The following is a 20,206-nucleotide window of genomic DNA, read 5'->3' as shown; positions in this document are numbered from 1 at the left end:
TGCGCGGCATGCTGTACGAAAACCCGGAGCGGACGCTCCCATCACAAGGAGGAGGTGCGATGATGTCCCAGAAGAAAAAAGCGGTTCGCAAACTGATGCCCGGCCTGATCCTGGCCGCCCTGGCCACCTCGGCCGGCACTGCCGGCGCGGCCGGCTTCCAGTTGCTGGAGCAGAACGCCAGCGGCCTCGGCAATGCCTTCGCCGGCTCGGCGGTGGTCGCCGACAACGCCAGCACGGTGTTCTTCAATCCGGCCGGCATGAGCCTGCTGCCGAGCGGCAAGCACTTCAGCGCCTCCCTCGACATGGTGCGGCCGCAGGTCAAGTTCGCCGACAGCGGCAGCATCCTGCCGCTGGGCATCACCCGCAGCGGCGGCAACGGCGGCGATGCCGGCGACTGGGCGCCGGTGCCGGCCGTCTATTTCGTGGCGCCCATCGATGCGCGCTGGAGCTTCGGCATCGGTGCCGGCGCGCCCTTCGGCCTGTCCACGGACTACGACAAATCCTGGCAGGGCCGTTTCCACGCCACCCGCTCCGACGTCAAGACCTTCAACATCAACCCGTCCGTCTCCTACAAGGCCGATGATCGGGTGTCCCTGGGCTTCGGCGTCGACTACCAGAAGATCGACGCCCAGCTGGCCAGCACCGCCAACCTCTCCGCCGCCCTCTGCGCCAACCCGGCCCTCGGCGCCCTGTGCGGCGCCGGTGCCCTGAGCAACCTGGGCGCGCCGGTGCGGGTCAAGGGCAGCGACTGGGCCTGGGGCTACAACCTGGGCGTCATCGTCCAGCTCAGCGAACGGACCCGCCTCGGCCTGGCCCACCGCTCCTCGGTCAAATACCACGTCACCGGCAACGTCGACTTCGACAAGCCCACCATCGCCGCCGGCGGCCTGATCAGCCCCGCCACCGCGGCCGGCCTCAACGCCACCCTGGCGGCCGCACCATCCCTGGCGAACGGCGCGGTCAAGCTCAACATCGAACTACCCGACACCGTCACCCTGAGCATGAGCCATCGCCTCGACGAACGCTGGGAAGTGCTGGGCGACCTGGCCTGGACCGGCTGGTCGAAGATCCAGTCGCTCGACATCTATCGCAGCAACGGCACCCTCCTGAGCGCCACGCCGGAACACTGGCGCGACACGCTGCGGCTTTCGCTGGGCGCCAACTACCAGCTGAGTCCGACCACCAAGCTGCGCATGGGCCTGGCCTACGACCAGAGCCCGGTGGGCGACACCTATCGCACGCCGCGCCTGCCGGACGGCGACCGTACCTGGCTCTCCATCGGCGCGCAGTTCAAGCTGGATGCCAACAGCGCGCTGGACGTCGGCTACGCCCACCTCTTCGTCAACAAGGTCGGCATCCGCGACAACGGCCATAGTGCCGTCAACCAGGCCAGCCAGGGTTATCTGATCGGCAACTACGACAACGCGGTGGATATCCTGGGCATCCAGTACTCGCTCGCCTTCTGAGCCTTTGCGGCAGCGCCGGGGAATTTGCATTGCAGAATTTCTTGGTTCCCTCGCCCGGGAGGACTCCGTAGATTTCTCTCCATCACTACAACCTGATGGAGAGAAATCATGTCATTCCAAAAAAATGCCCGGCGCACCCTCCTCGCCGCCGCCCTGCTCGGCACCCTGGCGGGGAGCGCCTTTGCCGACCTCACCCTGCTCAACGCCTCCTACGACCCGACGCGGGAGCTGTACCAGGATTTCAACACCGCCTTCACCAAGTACTGGCAGGCCAGGACCGGCGAAAAGGTCACCATCAAGGCTTCGCACGGCGGCTCGGGCAAGCAGGCCCGGGCGGTGATCGACGGCCTCGACGCCGACGTGGTGACCCTCGCCCTGGCCTACGACATCGACGCCATCGCCGCCAAGGGCCTCGTCGCAGCCGACTGGCAGAAACGGCTGCCCCACAACGCCGCCCCCTACACCTCCACCATCGTCTTCCTGGTGCGCAAGGGCAATCCCAAGGGCATCAAGGACTGGAGCGATCTGGTGAAGCCGGGCGTCGGCGTCATCACGCCGAATCCGAAGACCTCCGGCGGAGCGCGCTGGAACCACCTCGCCGCCTGGGCCTACGCCCTCCACCAGCCGGGCGGCGGCGAGACCGCGGCGAAGGCGTTCGTCCGCAAGCTCTACGCCAACGTCAAGGTACTGGACTCCGGCGCCCGCGGCGCCACCACGACCTTCGTCGAACGCGGCATCGGCGACGTGCTGATCGCCTGGGAGAACGAGGCCTATCTGGCGGTGAAGGAGCTGGGGCCGGAGAAGTTCGAGATCGTCACCCCCAGCCTGTCGATCCTCGCCGAGCCACCGGTGGCCGTGGTGGACAAGGTGGTGGACAAGAAGGGCACGCGCAAGGTGGCGACCGAATATCTGAACTACCTGTACACGCGCGAAGGCCAGGAACTGGCGGCGCGGAACTACTACCGGCCGGTCGACAAGGCCGTCGCCGCCAAGTACGCCAGGCAGTTCGCCCCGGTGAAGCTGGTCACCGTCGACCAGGAGTTCGGCGGCTGGGCCAAGGCGCAAAAGGCGCACTTCGGCGACGGCGGCATCTTCGACCAGATCTACGGCCAATGAGATGGAGCGCGCCGATTCGAATTTGCAAATCGAAAAATCTTGGTTTGTCCGCTGGGGACGCCTGAATAGACTGCTCGCCATCGCATCCGTTTCCGAGGCACGCCATGTCCGCCGCCGCCCGCCGGGTACTGCCGGGATTCACGCTGTCCCTGGGCTACACCCTGATCTATCTGTCGCTGCTGGTGCTGATTCCCCTGTCGGCCACCTTCATCAAATCCACCAGCCTGGGCTGGGAAGGTTTCTGGGCGGTGGTCACCACGCCGCGCATGATCGCCTCCTACAAGCTGAGCTTCGGCGCCTCCCTGATCGCCGCCGCCATCAACGCGGTGTTCGGCCTGCTGCTGGCCTGGGTCCTGGTGCGCTACCGTTTCCCCGGCAAGGCCCTGGTGGATGCTCTGGTGGATCTGCCTTTCGCCCTGCCCACGGCGGTGGCGGGCATCGCATTGACGGCCATCTATGCGCCCAACGGCTGGGTCGGCCGCCTGCTGGAACCTCATGGCATCAAGGTGGCATTCACCCCCCTCGGCGTGTTGGTGGCCTTGATTTTCATCGGCCTGCCGTTCGTGGTGCGCACGGTGCAGCCCATCCTCCAGGACCTGGAAACAGAGCTGGAGGAAGCCGCCGCCAGCCTGGGGGCCGGCCGCTGGCAGACCGTGCGCCTGGTGGTCTTTCCAGTGCTGCTGCCGGCCCTCTTGACCGGCTTCGCCCTGGCCTTCGCCCGCGCAATCGGTGAATACGGGTCGGTGATCTTCATCGCCGGCAACATCCCCCTGGTGTCGGAGATCACGCCCTTGATGATCATCACCAAGCTGGAGCAGTACGACTATGTAGGCGCCACGGCCATCGCCGTGGTGATGCTGGTGGCGTCCTTCCTGCTGCTGTTCGCCATCAACGGCCTGCAGCTATGGACGGCCCGCCGCACCGGGAGGAATCGCTGATGAGCGGAGCAGCCGCAACCCATTGGACCGGCAACGATGCTGGCCGTTACGAGAACAACGCGGCCACCCGGGAACCGGCCTGGGTGAAATGGACACTGATCGGGGTATCCCTGACCTTCTTCGGTTTCTTCCTGCTGCTGCCCTTGGCGGCGGTGTTCACCGAAGCGTTGCGCAAAGGCTGGGATGCCTACCTGAAGGCATTGGTGGAGCCCGATGCCCTGTCGGCCATTACCCTGACCTTGACGGCGGCGGCCATCGCCGTGCCGCTGAACCTGGTGTTCGGGGTGGCGGCGGCCTGGCTGATCGCCAAGTTCGAGTTTCGCGGCAAGCATTTCCTGATGACCCTGATCGACCTGCCCTTCTCCGTCTCGCCGGTGATCGCCGGCCTGATCTACGTGCTGGTGTTCGGCGCCCAGGGCTGGTTCGGCCCCTGGCTCCAGGACCACGACATCAGGATCATCTTTGCGATACCCGGCATCGTGCTGGCGACGATCTTCGTCACCTTTCCCTTCGTCGCCCGGGAACTGATCCCTCTGATGGAAGCCCAGGGCCGGGAAGAGGAAGAAGCGGCGGTGGTCCTGGGCGCCCCGGGCTGGAAGACCTTCTGGCACGTGACCCTGCCCAACATCAAGTGGGGCCTGCTCTACGGCGTGATCCTCTGCAACGCCCGGGCGATGGGGGAGTTTGGCGCCGTGTCGGTGGTCTCCGGCCACATCCGGGGCGAGACCAACACCATGCCCCTCCATGTGGAAATCCTCTACAACGAATACAACTTTGCCGCTGCCTTTGCCGTGGCCTCCCTGCTGGCCCTGCTGGCCCTGGTGACCCTGGCCGTCAAGAAGGCAGTGGAATGGAAAGGCCGCCAGGCGGCGGCACCTATTTAAGGGAACAACCATGAGCATTCAGGTTCAGAACATCAACAAGGTTTTTGGTGACTTCACCGCCCTGGACAATGTCTCTCTGGATTTCCCCAGCGGAGAATTGACTGCCCTGCTGGGTCCCTCGGGCTGCGGCAAGACCACTCTGCTGCGGGTCATCGCCGGTCTGGAACAGGCCGACAGCGGCCGGGTGCTGCTGGAAGGAGAAGACGCATCCGATACCCACGTGCGGGAACGCCAGGTGGGCTTCGTGTTCCAGCATTACGCGCTGTTCCGCCACATGAGCGTGTTTGACAACGTGGCCTTCGGCCTGCGGGTGAAGCCTCGGCGCCAGCGCCCCGCAGAAGCGGAGATCCGCCGCCGGGTGGGCGCGCTGCTGGAACTGGTGCAACTTTCCTGGGTGGCCGACCGCTTCCCGGCCCAGCTTTCCGGCGGCCAGCGCCAGCGCATCGCCCTGGCCCGGGCCCTGGCGGTGGAGCCCCGGGTGCTGCTGCTGGACGAGCCGTTCGGCGCCCTGGACGCCAAGGTGCGCAAGGAGCTGCGCGGCTGGCTGCGGCGGCTGCACGACGAACTCCACATCACCAGCCTCTTCGTCACCCACGACCAGGAGGAGGCCTTGGAAGTCGCCGACCGGGTGGTGCTGATGAACCACGGCAGGGTGGAGCAGGTCGGCACGCCGCAGCAACTGGTGGAACGGCCGGCGACGGATTTCGTTGCGGACTTCCTCGATCTGCAGGACCATGGCCCCGTCTGGCTGCTGCAGGCGAAAATCCGCCATCGCGGCTATGTGCTGCAACAGGGCGCGGGCATCTGAATGAAACAACCCCCACGCTCACTTCGTTCGCTGCCCCCGAGGGGGCGCAGGCCTCCCTTGGGACGGCCCCCTCCCAACCTCCCCCTCTCCGGGGGAGGTGATTGCGTTTGCTCGCTGCGCTCGGATGTCTGACTTATCGTTCCAATTTGCTGTTTCACGCTAAAACGACATGAACTTTCAACAACTGCGGATCATCCGCGAGACGGTGCGGCGCAATTTCAATCTGACCGACGCGGCCAACGCCCTGTTCACCTCCCAGTCGGGCGTCAGCAAGCACATCAAGGATCTGGAGGACGAGCTCGGCGTCGAGCTGTTCGTCCGGCGCGGCAAACGGCTGCTGGGCTTGACCGCGCCCGGCGAGGAGCTGCTGCAGATCGTCGAGCGCATGCTGCTCGACGCGCAGAACATCAAGCGCCTGGCCGACCAGTTCGCGCAGCGCGACGAGGGCCGCCTGGTGATCGCCACCACCCACACCCAGGCGCGCTACGTGCTGCCGCCGGTGGTGACGCGCTTCAAGCAGGCCTTCCCCAAGGTGCACCTGGTCCTGCACCAGGGCAACCCGGCGGAGATCGTCGAGCTGCTCAACGCCGGCGAGGCCGACGTGGGCATCGCCACCGAGGCCCTGGAGGGCGTCGCGACCCTGGCGTCATTCCCCTACCACACCTGGCACCACGGGGTGATCGTGCCCGAGGGACATCCTCTGCTCGACGCGCGGCCGCTGACCCTGGAGGCCCTGGCCGAGTATCCGATCATCACCTACCACGAGGGCTTCACCGGCCGCGGCAACATCGACCGCACCTTCGCCGCCGCCGGCCTGAGCCCGGACATCGTGATGGCCGCGCTCGACGCCGACGTGATCAAGTCCTACGTGGAACTGGGCCTGGGCGTCGGCGTGGTGGCCTCGGTGGCGTTCAACCCGGCCAAGGATACGGGGCTGCGGCTGCTGAATCTCGACCGGGACTTTCCCATCAACACCACGCGCATCGCCGTGCGCAAGGGCCACTACCTGCGCGGCTTCGCCTATCGCTTCATCGAATGGTGCGCCCCCACCCTGACGGAAATCGTGGTTCGCAACGCCATGGCGCCCCCGCGCGAGCCGGAGATCGAATGAACCTGAAAACCTCGGTTCGAGGATGAACGTCGGCGGCCGGCGCAAGGTCAGCGCTGCGTCTGGGTGAGCGAGCGGCGAAAGCGCGCCAGGACGGCGGGGAGCGTTACGGATGGTGGGGCGGGTCGCCCTCGTCGGGAAAGGCCTGACGGATGGCTTCCAGACGCTCGACGTTGGCCAAGACCCAGGCGACGATCTCCGGATCGAAATGGACGCCGCTTTGCGCGCGCAGGTAATCCCAGATGGCGTCAAAAGGCCATGGCTCCTTGTAGGTGCGGCGGCTGGAGAGCGCGTCCACCACGTCGGCCACCGCGGCGATACGGCCATAGATATGGATGTCGGCGCCCGAGAATCCCTGCGGATAACCGCTGCCATCCCATTTTTCGTGGTGATGGCCCGCGATCAGCGAGGCCGCGACCAGGATTTCCCGTTCCGACCGCTTGAGCATCTCGGCCCCCAGCGCGGCGTGCGTCCGCATGATGCGCCATTCCGGCTCGTCCAGCTTCCCGGGTTTGTGCAGGATGGCGTCCGGAATGCCGATTTTCCCAAGGTCGTGAAGGGGCGCGGCGATCTGAAGGATGTCCGCCTCCCGCTCGGGCAGGCCGAGGCCCAGGGCGATCGTGCGACAGAATTCGGCGACCCGGCGGACATGTTGTCCGGTCTCCTTGGAACGGGTTTCGATGGCCTCGCCCAGCATGTAGATCATGTCGCGCTGGGTGCCCTCGATGTCGTCGCGGAGCAGGATGTTTTCATAGGCGATGGCGGTGTTGTGCAGGAAAAGCTCGATCAGTCGCACCTCGTCGTCGTTCAGGGGACGATAACCGCAGAGGTAGATCACGTCTTCCCGCCCCGGCCGGGGGCAGAAGTAGCCGGCGAAAATGTCGGCCTTCCGGATCGAGGCCTTCCGGCGGATGGCCTCGTCGATGACGGCGCGTACCGCAAGGGGAAGTTCCGAGAGCGGCTTGTCGACGAGCGGGGAGAAACGGCCCGTGGCGGCGACGACGGTCATGCCCCCCGCATGATGCTCCATTGCCAGGCTGTCGCCGTTGATGATCATCGAATCCTTTTTCAGGTAGAGCAAGGCCACCAATTGCTCAAGGACGCCCTTGATGAAATCTCGCAGGCCCTGGATGCGGAAGACGACGGCCGATGCGTCGATCACCTGCAAGAGCCCGGCGCGGTGCCCCTCCAGGGCCGTCAGATCCCGAAAGGCGCGCAGGCAAGCCAGCACGGTGCTGTAGAGTTTCTGGGCGGAAAGCTCGGCCTTTTCCTTGTAGTCGTTGATGTCGTATTCGCGGATGACCGTCCGCTCCGGCGCCTGGCCAGGCTGGCCCGTGCGGAGGATCAGGCGGATCATCGAGTTGTTCATTTCCTCGCGGATCCGGCGGACCAATTTGAGCCCCGCCTGTTCCTCTTCCATGACCACGTCCACCAGCGCGATCGCGATGTCGGGATGGCTTTCAAGGTAATCGACGGCCTCATTCGCCGAATAGGCATGAAAAAACTTCAGGCCGCGACCCGCGTAATCGAAATCGCGCAGGGCGAACAGGGTGACGTCATGCACGCCGGGGTCGTCGTCGACGATGAGGATTTTCCAGGGGGAGGCGTCGAGCGCCTGCGGAGTCGCGGCCGCGGCGTCTTCCGGCGCGAAAAAAAGATCGTCTGAAGGAGGTTCTCTCATTTTTTCCCTCCAAGGTCGGTCGGAATGCGGATGATGAGCGCGGTACCGCGCCCGGGTTCACTCTGGAGCCGGATGGTTCCCCCCAGGGTGCCGGTCACCAGATTGTAGACAATGTTCAGCCCCAGGCCGGTGCCGCCGCTCCCTCTGCGGGTGGTGAAAAAGGGATCGAAGACATGTTTCTGGATGTCGGGGGCGATGCCCTTGCCCGTATCCTCGCAGCGCAGTTCCAGAATTCCGTCTTCCCGCCGGGCGTCGATCCGGATGGTGCCGGCCGTCCGGGGCTCGAAGCCGTGGGACAAGGCATTGAGGATCAGATTGCTGAAAATCTGGTAGAGGGCGCCGGGGTGCGTGCGCAGGACGATCTCGCGGGGGCAGGCGTTGACGACCTCCACGGCGTACGGCTTGATGCGCGGATGCAGGCTGCGGATGATCTCGTCCAGATAGTCATGGACGTCGATGGTGCGCCAGGCATCGCTGGATTGATCGGCCGCCACCTGCTTGAAGCTGGCCACGAGGTCCGCGGCCCGCTTCAGATGCTGCACGAGGATCTCGCTGCCTTGCAGGCTATGGGTGATGAAGGCATCCAGGGCCGACCGCTTCATCGTGCCGGCCTGGAAGTGGCGATGCAGTTTCTGCAAATCCTCCTGGATCGAGGTGGCCGCCGTCATGCCGATCCCGAGGGGGGTGTTGATCTCGTGGGAGATGCCCGCGACGAGGTTGCCCAGGGAGGCCATTTTCTCGGTCTGGATCAATTGCTCCTGGGCGGCCGCGAGCGTCCGGGTCCGTTCGCGGATGCGCTGCTCGAGGCTTTCGTTGAGATCGTGCAGCGCCTGTTCGGTGCGCTTCATGTCGGTGACGTCCTGGATGACGCCGAGGAAGCGGTCGCCAAGCCCTCCGCCATCGGCGTCGGCGGCCTGGAATTCGGACACCATGCGCAGGTAGCGTGACTCCCCCGAGGGTTCCTGGACTTCAACCAGGATGTCGAATGGCTCATGATGCTCGATCATCCTTCGCTTGCATTCCTCGAGGCGGGCGAAATCCTCCGGGACGATGATCGTCCCCGATTCGGCGAACCGCAGCGGACCCGCGTCCGGAGACCGTCCATACAGCCGGTACAGCCCGTTGCTCCAGAAGCCCTCGCCGCTGTCGATGTCGCGCTCCCAGCTGCCCATCTTCGCCAGCGCCTCGGCCTGTTCGAGGATGCGGGCATTGCGGCGCAGGGTCTGCTCGATGCGGCGGCGCTCGGTCACGTCCTGGGATGCGCCCAGGAGCGCCACGACCTTGCCCTGCGCGTCGAACTCGCCGCGGATGCGCGCTTCATGAAGGCGGATGGCGCCCCCCGGCCCGAAGACGCGGAACATGAGCGTCATCGTCTGCGGACTCTGGCCGGCATGGGTCATCGCCTCCTGGACGCGCGGCCGGTCGTCGGGGTGGATACGGGCAAGGGTGGCCTCGACGGAAATGGCCTCATCGACCACCGGCAGGCCGAACAGGTTGAAAAGCTGTTCGGACCAATGGAGGCCGGGCTCCCCCATGCGGTAATACCAGTGGCCGACCCCCGACAGTTGCTGGGCCTCGGCAAGCATGCTGCGGCTTTCCCTCAAGGCGTTCTCGGCCACGACCCGGTCCGTGATGTCCAGGCTGGTGCCGAGGATGGCGCAGGCCCGGCCTTCCGCGTCGCACTCGGCCCGCATGCGCGAATCCAGGTAGCGGATCGCGCCGCTTCCGGGCGGGCATACGCGGGCAATCAACGCGATGGCTTGCCCCGGGTGGGCGAGCGCCTGCTGAAAAGCCGCCAGTACCTTGGGGAAATCCTCGGGAAGGCTCAGTTGCCGCGTGGTCTCTTCAGTGATGGGATAGTCCATGGGCACGCCATTGACGCGCCGCATCTCGTCGGACCACTCGAGCGCGCGCGTGTTCAGGTCGAGGCGCCAATAGCCGCAATGGGCCAGGGTCTGGATCTGATCCAGCAAGGGGCGGACGGCGGCGAGTTCCTCGCGCGCCGCGCGGCAGGTGCGCTGGCTGCGGTAGAGCAGAAGGGCGCCGACGGCAAGGATGGCTGCAAGGAGAACGAGCAGCGGATCGATCATGACCCACCTTTCAATCGAGGAGGAGGGAATTGAACAACGTCGGCGGGGCAGTGTACCTCATTGCATTTCCGCCCTGGAGGCGCTTGCGCACCGGCAAAATCGTGACGGACGCCGGTTTCCGGCGCAAGGTCAGAGCTGCGTCTGGGTGACCGAGCGGCGAAAGCGCACCAGGGCGGCGAGGAAGAAAATCGCGCCGATGCCCGTGATGGCGAGGAACTCGGGCCAGACGATATCCAGCGAGGCCCCTCGGTAGAGGATGCCCTGGGCCAGGCGCACGAACCAGGTGGTCGGGGCCGCCAGCATGAGGTTCTGCACGGCCTCGGGCATGCTTTCGCGGGGTGAGATGCCGCCCGAGAGCATGTGCAGGGGCAGCACCACGAGGATGATGAGCAGGCCGAACTGCGGCATGGAGCGGGCCAGGGTGCCGAGGAAGATGCCGATCGAGGCGGCGGAGAACAGGTAAAGCGCCGTGCCCGCGAGGAACAAGGGCAGCGAGCCGGCGATCGGCACCCGCAGGATTCCCTGCACCACGACCGTCAGGGCGAAGGTGGCGCCCGCCAGCACCACCAGACCATTGGCCCAGACCTTGGCCATCATGATCTCGAAGGGCGTGAGCGGCATCACCAGCAGATGCTCCACCGTGCCGTGCTCCCGCTCGCGGATGAAGGCGGCGCCGACCAGGATGATGGTCATCATGGTGATGTTGTTGATGGTTTCCATCACCCCGCCGAACCAGATGCCGGAGAGGTTGGGGTTGAAGCGGATGCGGCTCACCAGATTCACCGGCAATGCGTCCGTCGTTTCCCGGCCGCTCGTGAAACGGGCGAGTTCCTTGGCGAGAATCTTCTGGATGTAGCTGGCGCCGACGAAGGACTGCGACATGATGGTGGCGTCGATGTCGAGTTGCAGCTCGGGGCGCCGCCCGCGTTCCAGGTTCCGCTGGAAATCGGCCGGGATCACCAGCACGAAGCTGAAACGGGCCTTGTCCAGGGCCGCGTCCATGGCGGCGAGGTCGGTTGCCACGGGAGGGCGGAAGTAAGGCGGGCGCAAGGCGTCGATGATGCGCAGGGACAGGGGCGAGCGGTCCAGGTCCACCACGCCCACGGGCGCATTGCGCAATTCCAGGGCGGTGGAACGGGCGCCGGCGAAAATGCCGAAGGAAAAGGCGAAGGCGATGATCATCAGCAGCACCCTGTCCGCCAGGAAACTGCGCAGCTCCTTCACGCCGAGGCGGAAGATGTTGCTGGCGGCGACGAGGGCGCGGGACATGGCCGGCTCACTTCTCCTGTTTGCGCAGCAGCGCCAGGCTCAATCCGAGCGTGATGGGCACGAACAGCGACAGGATCAGGATCTGGGGCAGCACGTCGCGAAACTCCAGCGCCTTGGTGAAGACGCCCCGGCTGATGAGCAGGAAATAGGTGACGGGAAAGCATTGGCCGATGGCGGCGGCCGTGTCGTCCAGGGCGCTGATGGGCGCGGTCAGGCCGGAGAACTGCACCGAGGGCAGCATGGTCGCGATCGCCGTCAGCGCCAGGGCGGCGATCTGGGTTTGAGTGAGGGCCGAAATCAGCATGCCGAAGCCGGTGGTGACGACGACGTAGATCAAGGCCGCCAGGGTCAGCGCCGCCAGGCTGCCCTTGAGCGGCACGCCGAAGACGAGGATCGACTGCAGCAGCAGTCCGGCGTAGCTGATCATGGCCAGCCCCACATAGGGCAGTTGCTTGCCGAGCAGGAACTCCAGCCGCGACACCGGCGTGACGTAGAGGTTGGTGATGGAGCCCAGCTCCTTTTCCCGCACCACGGCCAGCGCCGTCAGCAGGGCCGGGACGAAGATCAGCAGCACCGGGATCATCGCCGGCACCATGGCGTAGAGGCTCTTGAAATCCTGGTTGTAGCGGTAGCGTATCTGCAGGTCCACCGGCAACGGGTGCGGCGCCACGCCGTAGCGGCGGGTGGCCTGGTCGATCAGGTATTGCAGGTGCAGGCCCTCCAGGTAGCCGCGGATGTTCTCGCCGCGGAAGGGCATGGCGCCATCCACCCAGGCGCCGACGGAGACCGGGCGTCCGCGCCGCAGGTCGCGGCCGAAACCCGACGGGATTTCCAGGGCGAGGGAGACATCGCCGCTCGCCATGCGCCGCTCCAGGGCGCCGGCATCGGCCAGGGGCGGCAACTCGACGAAGTAGCGGGAGCCGGCCACGTTCTGGACGTATTCGCGGCTCTCCGGGGTCTGGTCGCGGTCCAGCACCGCGAAGCGCAGGTTTTCCACGTCGAAGGTGATGCCGTAGCCGAGCATGAACATCAGCAGCACGGACCCGAGCAAGGCAAACGCCAGCCGGATCGGATCGCGCCGCAGCTCCAGGGTTTCCCGGTAGGCATAGCCGAACAGCCGCAGCGGGCTGAAGCGGCGGGGAGCCTGGGATGGAGCGGCGGCCGGCCTGGCCGGTGGCTCCTGGCCGGGCGCGGCAGCGGCGGGTGTTGTTTCGCTGGAAGCCTCCTCGAGAAAAGCGATGAAGGCATCCTCCAGCGTCGCGGCCGCCTTGGCCTGGCGCAGCGCTTCGGGGCGGTCGCTGGCCAGCACCCGCCCGGCATGCATCAGGGAGATGCGGTCGCAGCGTTCCGCCTCGTTCATGAAATGGGTGGAGATGAAGATCGTCACCCCTTGCTCGCGGGAGAGTTCCAGCAGCAGGGCCCAGAACTGGTCGCGGGCGATGGGGTCCACCCCGGAGGTGGGCTCGTCGAGGATCAAGAGGCGCGGCTCATGGACCACCGCCACGGCCAGGGAAAGGCGTTGCCGCAGGCCCAGGGGCAACGCGTCGGAACGGGCGTCGAGATAGGGGGCGAGGCCGAAGCGCCGCACCAGATAGGCGATGCGCGCTTCGCGGCGATCGTCGGGAAGGTGGAACAGGCGGGCGTGGAGGTCCAGGTTCTGCGCCACCGTCAGTTCCCCGTAGAGGGAGAAGGACTGGGACATGTACCCCACCTGGCGCCGGGTTTCGAGGTCGCCGCCCCTGACGGCGCGGCCGAACAGGGCGGCCTGGCCGGCAGTGGGCGGCAGCAGGCCCGTCAGCATCTTCATGGTGGTGGTCTTGCCGCAGCCGTTGGAGCCCAGGAAGCCGAAAATCTCTCCCCGCGGGATGCGGAAGCTCACGCCATCCACGGCGGTGAAATCGCCGAAGCGCTGCACCAGCCCCTCGGCGACGATGACGGGCTCGCCGTCTCCGCTCCACGGCGACACCCGCAGTTCGGCATGGCCCTGGCGGCGGCTTTCCGGCAGCAGCCGGACGAAGGCTTGCTCCAGGGTGGCGGCGGCGGTCCGGGTCTTGAGTTCCGCCGGACTGCCCTGACCGAGGATGCGGCCGTCGTCCATGGCCGCCAGCCAGTCGAAACGCTCGGCCTCTTCCATGTAGGCCGTGGCGACGATCACGCTCATGCCCGGACGGCGGGCGCGGATACGCTCGATGAGTTCCCAGAACTGGCGGCGGGAAAGGGGATCGACACCCGTGGTGGGCTCGTCGAGGATCAAGAGGTCGGGCGCGTGGATCAGCGCGCAGCACAGCCCCAGCTTCTGCTTCATGCCGCCGGAGAGCTTGGCGGCGGGACGCGTGCGGAACGGGGCCAGCCCCGTGGCCTGGAGCAGCTCGTCGATCTGCCGGCGCCGCTCCTCGCGCGCCAGGCCGAAGAGGCGGCCGAAGAAGGCGACGTTCTCCTCCACCGAGAGCGTCGGATAGAGATTGCGGCCAAGCCCCTGGGGCATGTAGGCGATGCGCGGCTGGACCAGGGCGCGCTGCCGGGCATTGCCGAGATCGTGTCCCATCACCTCGACACGGCCCTGCTGCAGGCGGCGCGCACCCGCGAGCAGCGCCAGCACGCTCGATTTGCCGATGCCGTCGGGTCCGATCAGGCCGACCATGCCGCCGGCCGGGATGTCCAGGCTCACGCGGTCCAGGGCCACGGCGTTGCCGTAGCGATGACTAACGGCGGCCAACCGGGCCAGGATGGCGTCGTTCGTCATGCGCGGTCAGCGGCTGGGGAGTTGCGCGGGCCAGGGGCGGGAGGCATCCAGACGCACATAGGCGACGCCCGGCATGCCGGGTTTGGCGAGGTCGCGATGGGACTGCAACCAGCCGGCGTCGACGTTGAGCTTGACCCGGAACATCAGTTTTTCCCGTTCGCTGCGGGTCTCGACTTCCTTGGGGGTGAATTGGGCCTGGGGCGACACGAAGGTGACCCTGGCCGGGATCGGCGTTGCGGACAGGCCGTCGAGCACGATGCGCGCCTCGCTGCCCAGGGGCAGCCGCGTGGCTTCCGCCGCCGGCAGGAACACGGTCATGAAGACATTGTCGAGGTCGAGCAGGGTCAACACCTTGCCGCCGGCGCCCAGCACTTCGCCGGGCTCCGCGAGGCGGTAGAGCACGCGGCCCGACAGGGGCGCCTTGAAGGCGGTGTCCTCCAGGGTGACGGCCAGGGAGCGGGCCTTTTCCATGGCCGCCGCTTCCGCCGCGACGGCTTCCGCCACCTGGGCCTGGCCGCCCGCCAGGGCGACTTCGGCGGTCTTGACCGCGCTGCGGTCGCGGTCGAGCTTGTCGCCCGTGACGAAGCCCTTCCTGTCCAGGTTTTCGGTGCGAACCAGGGTCGTCCTGGCCAACTGCAACTGCACCTGGGCAGCCCGCGCCGCTTCCCTCGCGACACGTCCCGCTTCGCGGGCCTGGCGAGTGGCGGCCTCCGCGGCGCGCAACTGAGCCGCCAGGTCCTCGGCATCGAGACGCCCCAGAACCTGGCCGGCCGTCACGTCGGCGCCTTCACGGGGGCCAAGCTCCAGCAGCCGGCCGGCCACCTTGGTGGCGACGTCGACCTCGATCGCCTCCAGTCGCCCGTTGCCCAGGGCGAACCCCTCCGGCAACGTCTTGCCGTCGAGGCGGCCCCACAGGACAGCGACCAATACGGGAATCAGCAGCAGCAACAGCAGGAAAGCGAATTTTCGCGACGGAACGGAAGACAAGATGGCAATCCTCGAAAAACGTCAGTCCTGGTTCTTCTCGGCCCAGAGGGCCTTGGCGAACGCCTTCCAGACCGGGCCGCCGTGCACCTCGATGCCGTCCCCGGCGCCCTGCTCCATGACCTTCAGCATCAACTGGGCGAGGCCGAACAGCTCCAGCTTGGCGATGCCCTCCGAGGTGGCGGGATTGCAGTCCGCCTGAATGGTGTCCTTGCGACAGGCCAGGGCCTGCCTGGCGAGCTTGCGCAGCTCGCTTTCGTTGTCCCAGTCGATGCCGAGGATGATCCCCTTGCGGACGATCTCCGTTTCCAGTTGCGCCGCGTCGGCGGCATAGTTCTCGAATACGGGCATGGCTATTTCCTTTTCCTCTTGGGCGCCAGCAATGCGGAAAGATAGCGTGCGGTGTGGCTGCCCGCGACGGCCGCGACCTCCTCGGGCGTGCCGCTGGCGATGATGCGGCCGCCGCCGCCGCCGCCTTCGGGACCGAGATCGACGATCCAGTCGGCGGTCTTGATGACATCGAGATTATGCTCGATCACGACGATGGTGTTGCCGTGGTCGCGCAGCCGGTGCAGCACCGCCAGCAGCATCTCGATGTCCTGGAAGTGCAGCCCCGTGGTGGGCTCGTCGAGGATGTACAAGGTGCGACCGGTGTCGCGCTTGGAGAGTTCCAGCGCCAGCTTGACGCGCTGGGCCTCGCCGCCGGAGAGCGTGGTGGCGCTCTGCCCCAGTTGCACATAGGACAGGCCGACGTCCATCAAGGTTTGCAGCTTGCGCGCCACCACCGGCACCGGATCGAAGAATTCGCGCGCCTGCTCGACCGTCATTTGCAGCACGTCGTGGATGGTCTTGCCCTTGTAGCGCACCTCCAGGGTCTCGCGGTTGTAGCGCTTGCCGTGGCAGACGTCGCAGGGGACGAAGATGTCGGGCAGGAAGTGCATCTCCACCTTGATCATGCCGTCGCCCTGGCAGGCCTCGCAGCGGCCGCCCTTGACGTTGAAGGAGAAGCGCCCCGGCTCGTAGCCGCGCTGGCGGGCCTCGGGCACGCCGGAGAACAGTTCGCGGATCGGCGTCAGCACGCCGGTGTAGGTGGCCGGGTTGGAGCGCGGCGTGCGCCCGATCGGCGACTGGTCGACGTTGATCACCTTGTCGAAGAACTCCAGGCCCTCGATCTCGCCGTAGGGCGCCGGCTCGATCGCCGAGCCGTACAGATGGCGGGCGGCGGCCGCGTACAGGGTGTCGTTGATCAGGGTCGACTTGCCGGAACCGGAGACGCCGGTGACGCAGGTGAACAAGCCGACCGGCAGCGCCAGGTCGACGCCGGCCAGGTTGTTGCCGCGGGCATTGCCGATGCGCAATTGCCGTTCCGCGTCGGGGGCGGTGCGCCGCTTCGGCACTTCGATGCGGCGCCGGCCGGAAAGATAGGCGCCGGTCAGCGAGTCCGGGTGGGCCTCCACTTCCCGCGGCGCGCCCTGGGCGACGACGCGGCCGCCGTGCTCGCCGGCGCCGGGCCCCATGTCCACCACGTGGTCGGCGCACTCGATGGCCTCCTGATCGTGCTCCACCACGATCACCGTGTTGCCCAGGTCGCGCAGATAGGTCAGGGTGTCCAGGAGGCGTGAGTTATCGCGCTGGTGCAGGCCGATCGAGGGCTCGTCGAGCACGTACATCACGCCGGTGAGCCCGGAGCCGATCTGGCTGGCCAGGCGGATGCGCTGCGCCTCGCCGCCGGACAGGGTCTCCGCCGAGCGGTCGAGGGAAAGATAGTCGAGGCCGACGTTGATCAGGAAACCGAGCCGGCTCTGGATTTCCTTGACGATCTTTTCCGCCACCTGGGCCTTGTGGCCGCCGAGCTTCAATCCGTTGAAGAAATCCCGGCAGGCGCCCAGCGCGTCGCGGCTGATCTCGGCGATGGTGCGTCCGCCGATGAAGACGTGGCGCGCCTCGCGCCGCAGGCGGGTGCCGGCGCATTCGGGACAGGGCTGGGAATTGAGGTATTTGGCCAGCTCCTCGCGCACCATCTGCGAATCGGTCTCGCGGTAGCGGCGTTCCAGATTGGGCACGATGCCCTCGAAGCTGTGGGCGCGGTCGAAACGGGTACCCTTCTCGGAGAGGTAGCGGAACTTGATCTGCTCCTTGCCCGAGCCGTGGAGCACCACCTTCTGCACGGCGGCGGGCAGGTCCTCGAACGGCGTGGCGGTGTCGAACTGGTAGTGGGCGGCCAGCGACTCCAGCATCTGAAAGTAGAACTGGTTGCGCTTGTCCCAGCCCTTGATCGCCCCTGCCGCCAACGACAGGTGGGGATAGGCGACCACCCGCGCCGGATCGAAGAACTGGATCTGCCCCAGGCCGTCGCACTTGCCGCAGGCACCCATCGGATTGTTGAAGGAGAACAGGCGCGGCTCCAGCTCCTGCAACGCGTAGGAGCAGACCGGGCAGGCGAAGCGCGAGGAGAACAGATGCTCCCGTTCGCTGTCCATCTCCACCACCAGCACCCGGCCCTCGGCGTGGATCAGCGCCGTCTCCAGGCTCTCCGCCAGGCGCTGGCGCACGTCGGGACGCACCTTGAGGCGGTCCACCACAACGTCCACGCTGTGCTTGGTGGTCTTGGCCAGCTTGGGCAGCGCGTCGACGTCATAGACCTTGCCGTCGACCCGCAGCCGCACGAAGCCCTGCGCCCGCAGCTCGGCGAACAGTTCCTGCTGCTCGCCCTTGCGGTTGGCCACCACCGGCGCCAGGATCATCAGCTTGGTGTCCTCGGGCAGGGCCAGCACGGCATCCACCATCTGCGAGACGCTCATCGCCTCCAGCGGAGAATCGTGCTCCGGACAATGGGGCGTGCCGGCGCGGGCGAACAGCAGGCGCAGGTAGTCGTGGATCTCGGTCACCGTGCCGACGGTGGAGCGGGGGTTGTGGCTGGTGGCCTTCTGCTCGATCGAGATCGCCGGCGACAGGCCCTCGATCAGGTCCACGTCGGGCTTTTCCATCAGTTGCAGGAACTGGCGGGCGTAGGCGGAAAGGGATTCCACGTAGCGGCGCTGGCCCTCGGCGTAGAGAGTGTCGAAAGCCAGCGACGACTTGCCGGAACCGGACAGGCCGGTGATCACGGTCAGCTTGTTGCGCGGCAGGTCCAGACTGATGTTCTTGAGGTTGTGGGTCCGGGCGCCGCGGATCTTGATTTCGTCCATGTCTCTGGGGTTGGCGAGGGTGAATGAGGCAACCTGTTAATATACGCGGCCCCAGATTCCAGCACCACCCTGCCATGCGCTCCCCCAGCAACGATCCCATGACCCGCGATGAAAAACGCGCCGGCATCAGCCTGGCCGCGATTTTCGCGCTGCGGATGCTGGGTCTGTTCCTGATCCTGCCGGTCTTCGCGGAACACGCCAAACACATTCCCGGCGGCGGCAACCTGGCCCTGGTGGGCCTGGCGATGGGCGCCTACGGCCTGACCCAGGCGATTTTCCAGATTCCCTACGGCATGGCCTCGGACCGCTGGGGACGCAAGCGGGTGATCGTCGTCGGCCTGCTGCTGTTCGCCCTGGGCAGCGCCGTGGCGGCCCTGGCCACGGACATCTATCTGATCATCGCCGGCCGCGTGCTGCAGGGTTCGGGGGCGATCTCCGCCGCGGTGACGGCACTGGCCGCCGATCTGACCCGGGATCAGCACCGCACCAAGGTGATGGCGATGATCGGTTCCTCGATCGGCCTGGTCTTCGCCGTGTCGCTGATCGGCGCGCCCGCCCTCTACGCGGTGATCGGCATGGGCGGCCTGTTCTGGCTCACCGCCCTGCTGGCCCTGGGCGCGGTGTTCCTGATCACGCGCGTGGTGCCGGACCCGCCGCCGCCGCAACCGGGCCCCACCGTGCCGTTTCGCGAGGTGCTGCTGGACGGCCAATTGATGCGGCTCAACTTCGGCATCTTCGCCCTGCACCTGATCCAGATGGCGATGTTCGTCGTGGTGCCGGGCCTGCTGGTCAAGAACGGCCTGGCGCTGGCCGGCCACTGGAAAGTCTACCTGGGCACCATGCTGCTCTCCCTGGTGCCGACGGTGCCGGCCATCATCCTGGCCGAGCGCAAGGGCAAGGTGAAGGCGGTGTTCGTCGCCGCCGTGCTCCTGCTGGTGGCGGCGGAAACCGGCTGCTACCTGGGCATGGACAACCTCACCGCCCTGGTGGCGATGATGACGGTCTTCTTCCTGGCGTTCAACGTGCTGGAGGCCAACCTGCCCTCGCTGATCTCCCGCGTCGCCCCGGCGCGGGCCAAGGGCGCGGCGCTCGGGGTCTACAACACCAGCCAGGCCATCGGCCTGTTCCTGGGCGGCGCCCTGGGCGGCTGGCTCGCCCAGCACAGCGGCCCGGGCGGCGTATTCGGCCTGGGCGCGGTGGTGGCGGCGGCCTGGGTGCTCGTCGCCCTGTCGATGAAACTGCCGTCGCTGCGGCCCTCGCCCGAGGCGCAGGCAACGCCTGCGGCCCGTGGCATACTTGAACAATCTTAATCGGAGGAGATGCGCAATGGCATCGGTCAACAAGGTAATTCTGGTCGGCAACCTGGGCAAGGACCCCGAGATCCGCTACGCGCCCAGCGGTGATGCCATCACCAACGTGTCCATCGCCACCACGGACAACTGGAAGGACAAGGCGACCGGCGAGCGGCGCGAAGCCACCGAATGGCACCGCGTGGTGTTCTTCGGCAAGCTGGCGGAAATCGCCGGCCAGTACCTGAAAAAAGGCTCCCAGGTCTATGTCGAAGGCAGCCTGCGCACCCGCAAGTGGCAGGACCAGAGCGGGCAGGAGCGCTACACCACCGAAATCCGCGCCGATGCGATGCAGATGCTGGGGCGCCGCGAAGGCATGGGCGGCGGCGACCAGGAGCCGCGCAGCAGCGCGCCCCGCAGCGCCCCGCCGAGCCGGCCGGCGCCGGCCCCGGCGCCCAGCGGCGGGCTGGGGGATTTCGAGGACGACATTCCCTTCTAGCAGGCCCCGGCGGTGTCGACAGCACGCCCAACGGCTCGATGCGCGCATCCGCCCGACACCGCCACCAAGCATCAATCAGCAATAAGAACGCTGAAGCAGCCATGGGCGCCGCATTGAGCCGGTGCGGCGCCCATGGCGAACCC

At 66.7% G+C, this 20,206-nt stretch carries 14 protein-coding genes and 1 pseudogene; 8 read left to right on the top strand and 7 right to left on the bottom strand.

Annotated elements, in window-relative coordinates:
- Positions 1 to 62: 62 nt before the first annotated feature.
- The 6 genes and pseudogenes from B9N43_RS14245 (at position 63) to B9N43_RS14220 (ending at position 6,323) form a co-directional block, all read left to right on the top strand.
- A complete protein-coding gene (locus B9N43_RS14245; protein WP_261379338.1) occupies positions 63 to 1,466 on the top strand; it encodes an OmpP1/FadL family transporter in 1,404 nt (467 codons plus the stop codon).
- Positions 1,467 to 1,574: 108 nt separating this feature from the next.
- Complete coding sequence (locus B9N43_RS14240) at positions 1,575 to 2,582, top strand: sulfate ABC transporter substrate-binding protein (RefSeq protein ID WP_145842852.1); 1,008 nt, start codon at positions 1,575 to 1,577, stop codon at positions 2,580 to 2,582.
- 104 nt (positions 2,583 to 2,686) lie between these two features.
- Positions 2,687 to 3,520 carry a sulfate ABC transporter permease subunit CysT gene (cysT, locus tag B9N43_RS14235; RefSeq protein ID WP_145842851.1) on the top strand — a complete coding sequence of 278 codons (834 nt, stop codon included), beginning with the start codon at positions 2,687 to 2,689 and terminating at the stop codon, positions 3,518 to 3,520.
- A complete protein-coding gene (gene cysW / locus B9N43_RS14230) occupies positions 3,520 to 4,404 on the top strand; it encodes a sulfate ABC transporter permease subunit CysW (RefSeq protein WP_145842850.1) in 885 nt (294 codons plus the stop codon). Before cysT ends, cysW begins: the two co-directional genes overlap by 1 nt.
- Positions 4,405 to 4,414: 10 nt before the next feature.
- Positions 4,415 to 5,140 (top strand): annotated as a pseudogene (locus tag B9N43_RS14225) (sulfate/molybdate ABC transporter ATP-binding protein); the annotation flags it as partial.
- 241 nt (positions 5,141 to 5,381) lie between these two features.
- Positions 5,382 to 6,323 (top strand): CysB family HTH-type transcriptional regulator, encoded by a 942-nt coding sequence (locus tag B9N43_RS14220; protein WP_145842849.1) that lies wholly within the window; start codon positions 5,382 to 5,384, stop codon positions 6,321 to 6,323.
- A 103-nt stretch (positions 6,324 to 6,426) separates the two neighbouring features.
- On the opposite strand, the gene B9N43_RS14215 is transcribed toward B9N43_RS14220, so the two are convergent.
- The 7 genes from B9N43_RS14215 to uvrA form a co-directional block, all read right to left on the bottom strand.
- Positions 6,427 to 8,001 (bottom strand): DUF3369 domain-containing protein, encoded by a 1,575-nt coding sequence (locus B9N43_RS14215; protein ID WP_145842848.1) that lies wholly within the window; start codon positions 7,999 to 8,001, stop codon positions 6,427 to 6,429.
- On the bottom strand, positions 7,998 to 10,091 hold the full coding sequence (locus B9N43_RS14210; protein ID WP_145842847.1) for a PAS domain-containing sensor histidine kinase: 2,094 nt from the start codon (positions 10,089 to 10,091) through the stop codon (positions 7,998 to 8,000). The genes B9N43_RS14215 and B9N43_RS14210 overlap by 4 nt, the downstream gene beginning before the upstream one ends.
- 129 nt (positions 10,092 to 10,220) lie before the next feature.
- Positions 10,221 to 11,360, bottom strand: coding sequence for an ABC transporter permease (locus B9N43_RS14205; RefSeq protein ID WP_145842846.1), 1,140 nt, complete (start codon positions 11,358 to 11,360; stop codon positions 10,221 to 10,223).
- 7 nt (positions 11,361 to 11,367) lie between these two features.
- Positions 11,368 to 14,103 carry a ribosome-associated ATPase/putative transporter RbbA gene (rbbA, locus tag B9N43_RS14200; RefSeq protein WP_145842844.1) on the bottom strand — a complete coding sequence of 912 codons (2,736 nt, stop codon included), beginning with the start codon at positions 14,101 to 14,103 and terminating at the stop codon, positions 11,368 to 11,370.
- Between the two features lie 6 nt (positions 14,104 to 14,109).
- Positions 14,110 to 15,090, bottom strand: a complete 981-nt coding sequence (locus tag B9N43_RS14195; protein ID WP_222428747.1) for an HlyD family secretion protein — start codon at positions 15,088 to 15,090, stop codon at positions 14,110 to 14,112.
- 21 nt (positions 15,091 to 15,111) lie between these two features.
- Positions 15,112 to 15,438, bottom strand: a complete 327-nt coding sequence (locus tag B9N43_RS14190; RefSeq protein ID WP_145842842.1) for a hypothetical protein — start codon at positions 15,436 to 15,438, stop codon at positions 15,112 to 15,114.
- Between the two features lie 2 nt (positions 15,439 to 15,440).
- On the bottom strand, positions 15,441 to 18,275 hold the full coding sequence (gene uvrA, locus B9N43_RS14185) for an excinuclease ABC subunit UvrA (protein ID WP_145842841.1): 2,835 nt from the start codon (positions 18,273 to 18,275) through the stop codon (positions 15,441 to 15,443).
- 98 nt (positions 18,276 to 18,373) lie between these two features.
- On the opposite strand from uvrA, the gene B9N43_RS14180 reads away from it, so the two are divergent.
- Together B9N43_RS14180 and ssb are read left to right on the top strand one after the other, a co-directional pair.
- Positions 18,374 to 19,585 carry an MFS transporter gene (locus tag B9N43_RS14180; protein WP_145842840.1) on the top strand — a complete coding sequence of 404 codons (1,212 nt, stop codon included), beginning with the start codon at positions 18,374 to 18,376 and terminating at the stop codon, positions 19,583 to 19,585.
- 16 nt (positions 19,586 to 19,601) lie between these two features.
- Complete coding sequence (gene ssb, locus B9N43_RS14175) at positions 19,602 to 20,063, top strand: single-stranded DNA-binding protein (protein WP_145842839.1); 462 nt, start codon at positions 19,602 to 19,604, stop codon at positions 20,061 to 20,063.
- Positions 20,064 to 20,206: the final 143 nt, after the last annotated feature.

This window comes from Denitratisoma sp. DHT3, from assembly GCF_007833355.1.
Taxonomy (GTDB): domain Bacteria; phylum Pseudomonadota; class Gammaproteobacteria; order Burkholderiales; family Rhodocyclaceae; genus Denitratisoma.
This window is presented reverse-complemented; position numbering and strand designations above follow the sequence as displayed.

Excerpts from the sequence above, each read along its gene's own strand:
- B9N43_RS14215 (WP_145842848.1), bottom strand. The coding sequence starts at position 8,001 with ATGAGAGAACCTCCTTCAGACGATCTTTTTTTCGCGCCGGAAGACGCC.
- B9N43_RS14180 (WP_145842840.1), top strand. The coding sequence starts at position 18,374 with ATGACCCGCGATGAAAAACGCGCCGGCATCAGCCTGGCCGCGATTTTC.
- cysT (WP_145842851.1), top strand. The coding sequence starts at position 2,687 with ATGTCCGCCGCCGCCCGCCGGGTACTGCCGGGATTCACGCTGTCCCTG.
- rbbA (WP_145842844.1), bottom strand. The coding sequence starts at position 14,103 with ATGACGAACGACGCCATCCTGGCCCGGTTGGCCGCCGTTAGTCATCGC.
- B9N43_RS14210 (WP_145842847.1), bottom strand. The coding sequence starts at position 10,091 with ATGATCGATCCGCTGCTCGTTCTCCTTGCAGCCATCCTTGCCGTCGGC.
- B9N43_RS14240 (WP_145842852.1), top strand. The coding sequence starts at position 1,575 with ATGTCATTCCAAAAAAATGCCCGGCGCACCCTCCTCGCCGCCGCCCTG.
- B9N43_RS14245 (WP_261379338.1), top strand. The coding sequence starts at position 63 with ATGTCCCAGAAGAAAAAAGCGGTTCGCAAACTGATGCCCGGCCTGATC.
- cysW (WP_145842850.1), top strand. The coding sequence starts at position 3,520 with ATGAGCGGAGCAGCCGCAACCCATTGGACCGGCAACGATGCTGGCCGT.
- uvrA (WP_145842841.1), bottom strand. The coding sequence starts at position 18,275 with ATGGACGAAATCAAGATCCGCGGCGCCCGGACCCACAACCTCAAGAAC.
- B9N43_RS14220 (WP_145842849.1), top strand. The coding sequence starts at position 5,382 with ATGAACTTTCAACAACTGCGGATCATCCGCGAGACGGTGCGGCGCAAT.
- ssb (WP_145842839.1), top strand. The coding sequence starts at position 19,602 with ATGGCATCGGTCAACAAGGTAATTCTGGTCGGCAACCTGGGCAAGGAC.
- B9N43_RS14190 (WP_145842842.1), bottom strand. The coding sequence starts at position 15,438 with ATGCCCGTATTCGAGAACTATGCCGCCGACGCGGCGCAACTGGAAACG.
- B9N43_RS14205 (WP_145842846.1), bottom strand. The coding sequence starts at position 11,360 with ATGTCCCGCGCCCTCGTCGCCGCCAGCAACATCTTCCGCCTCGGCGTG.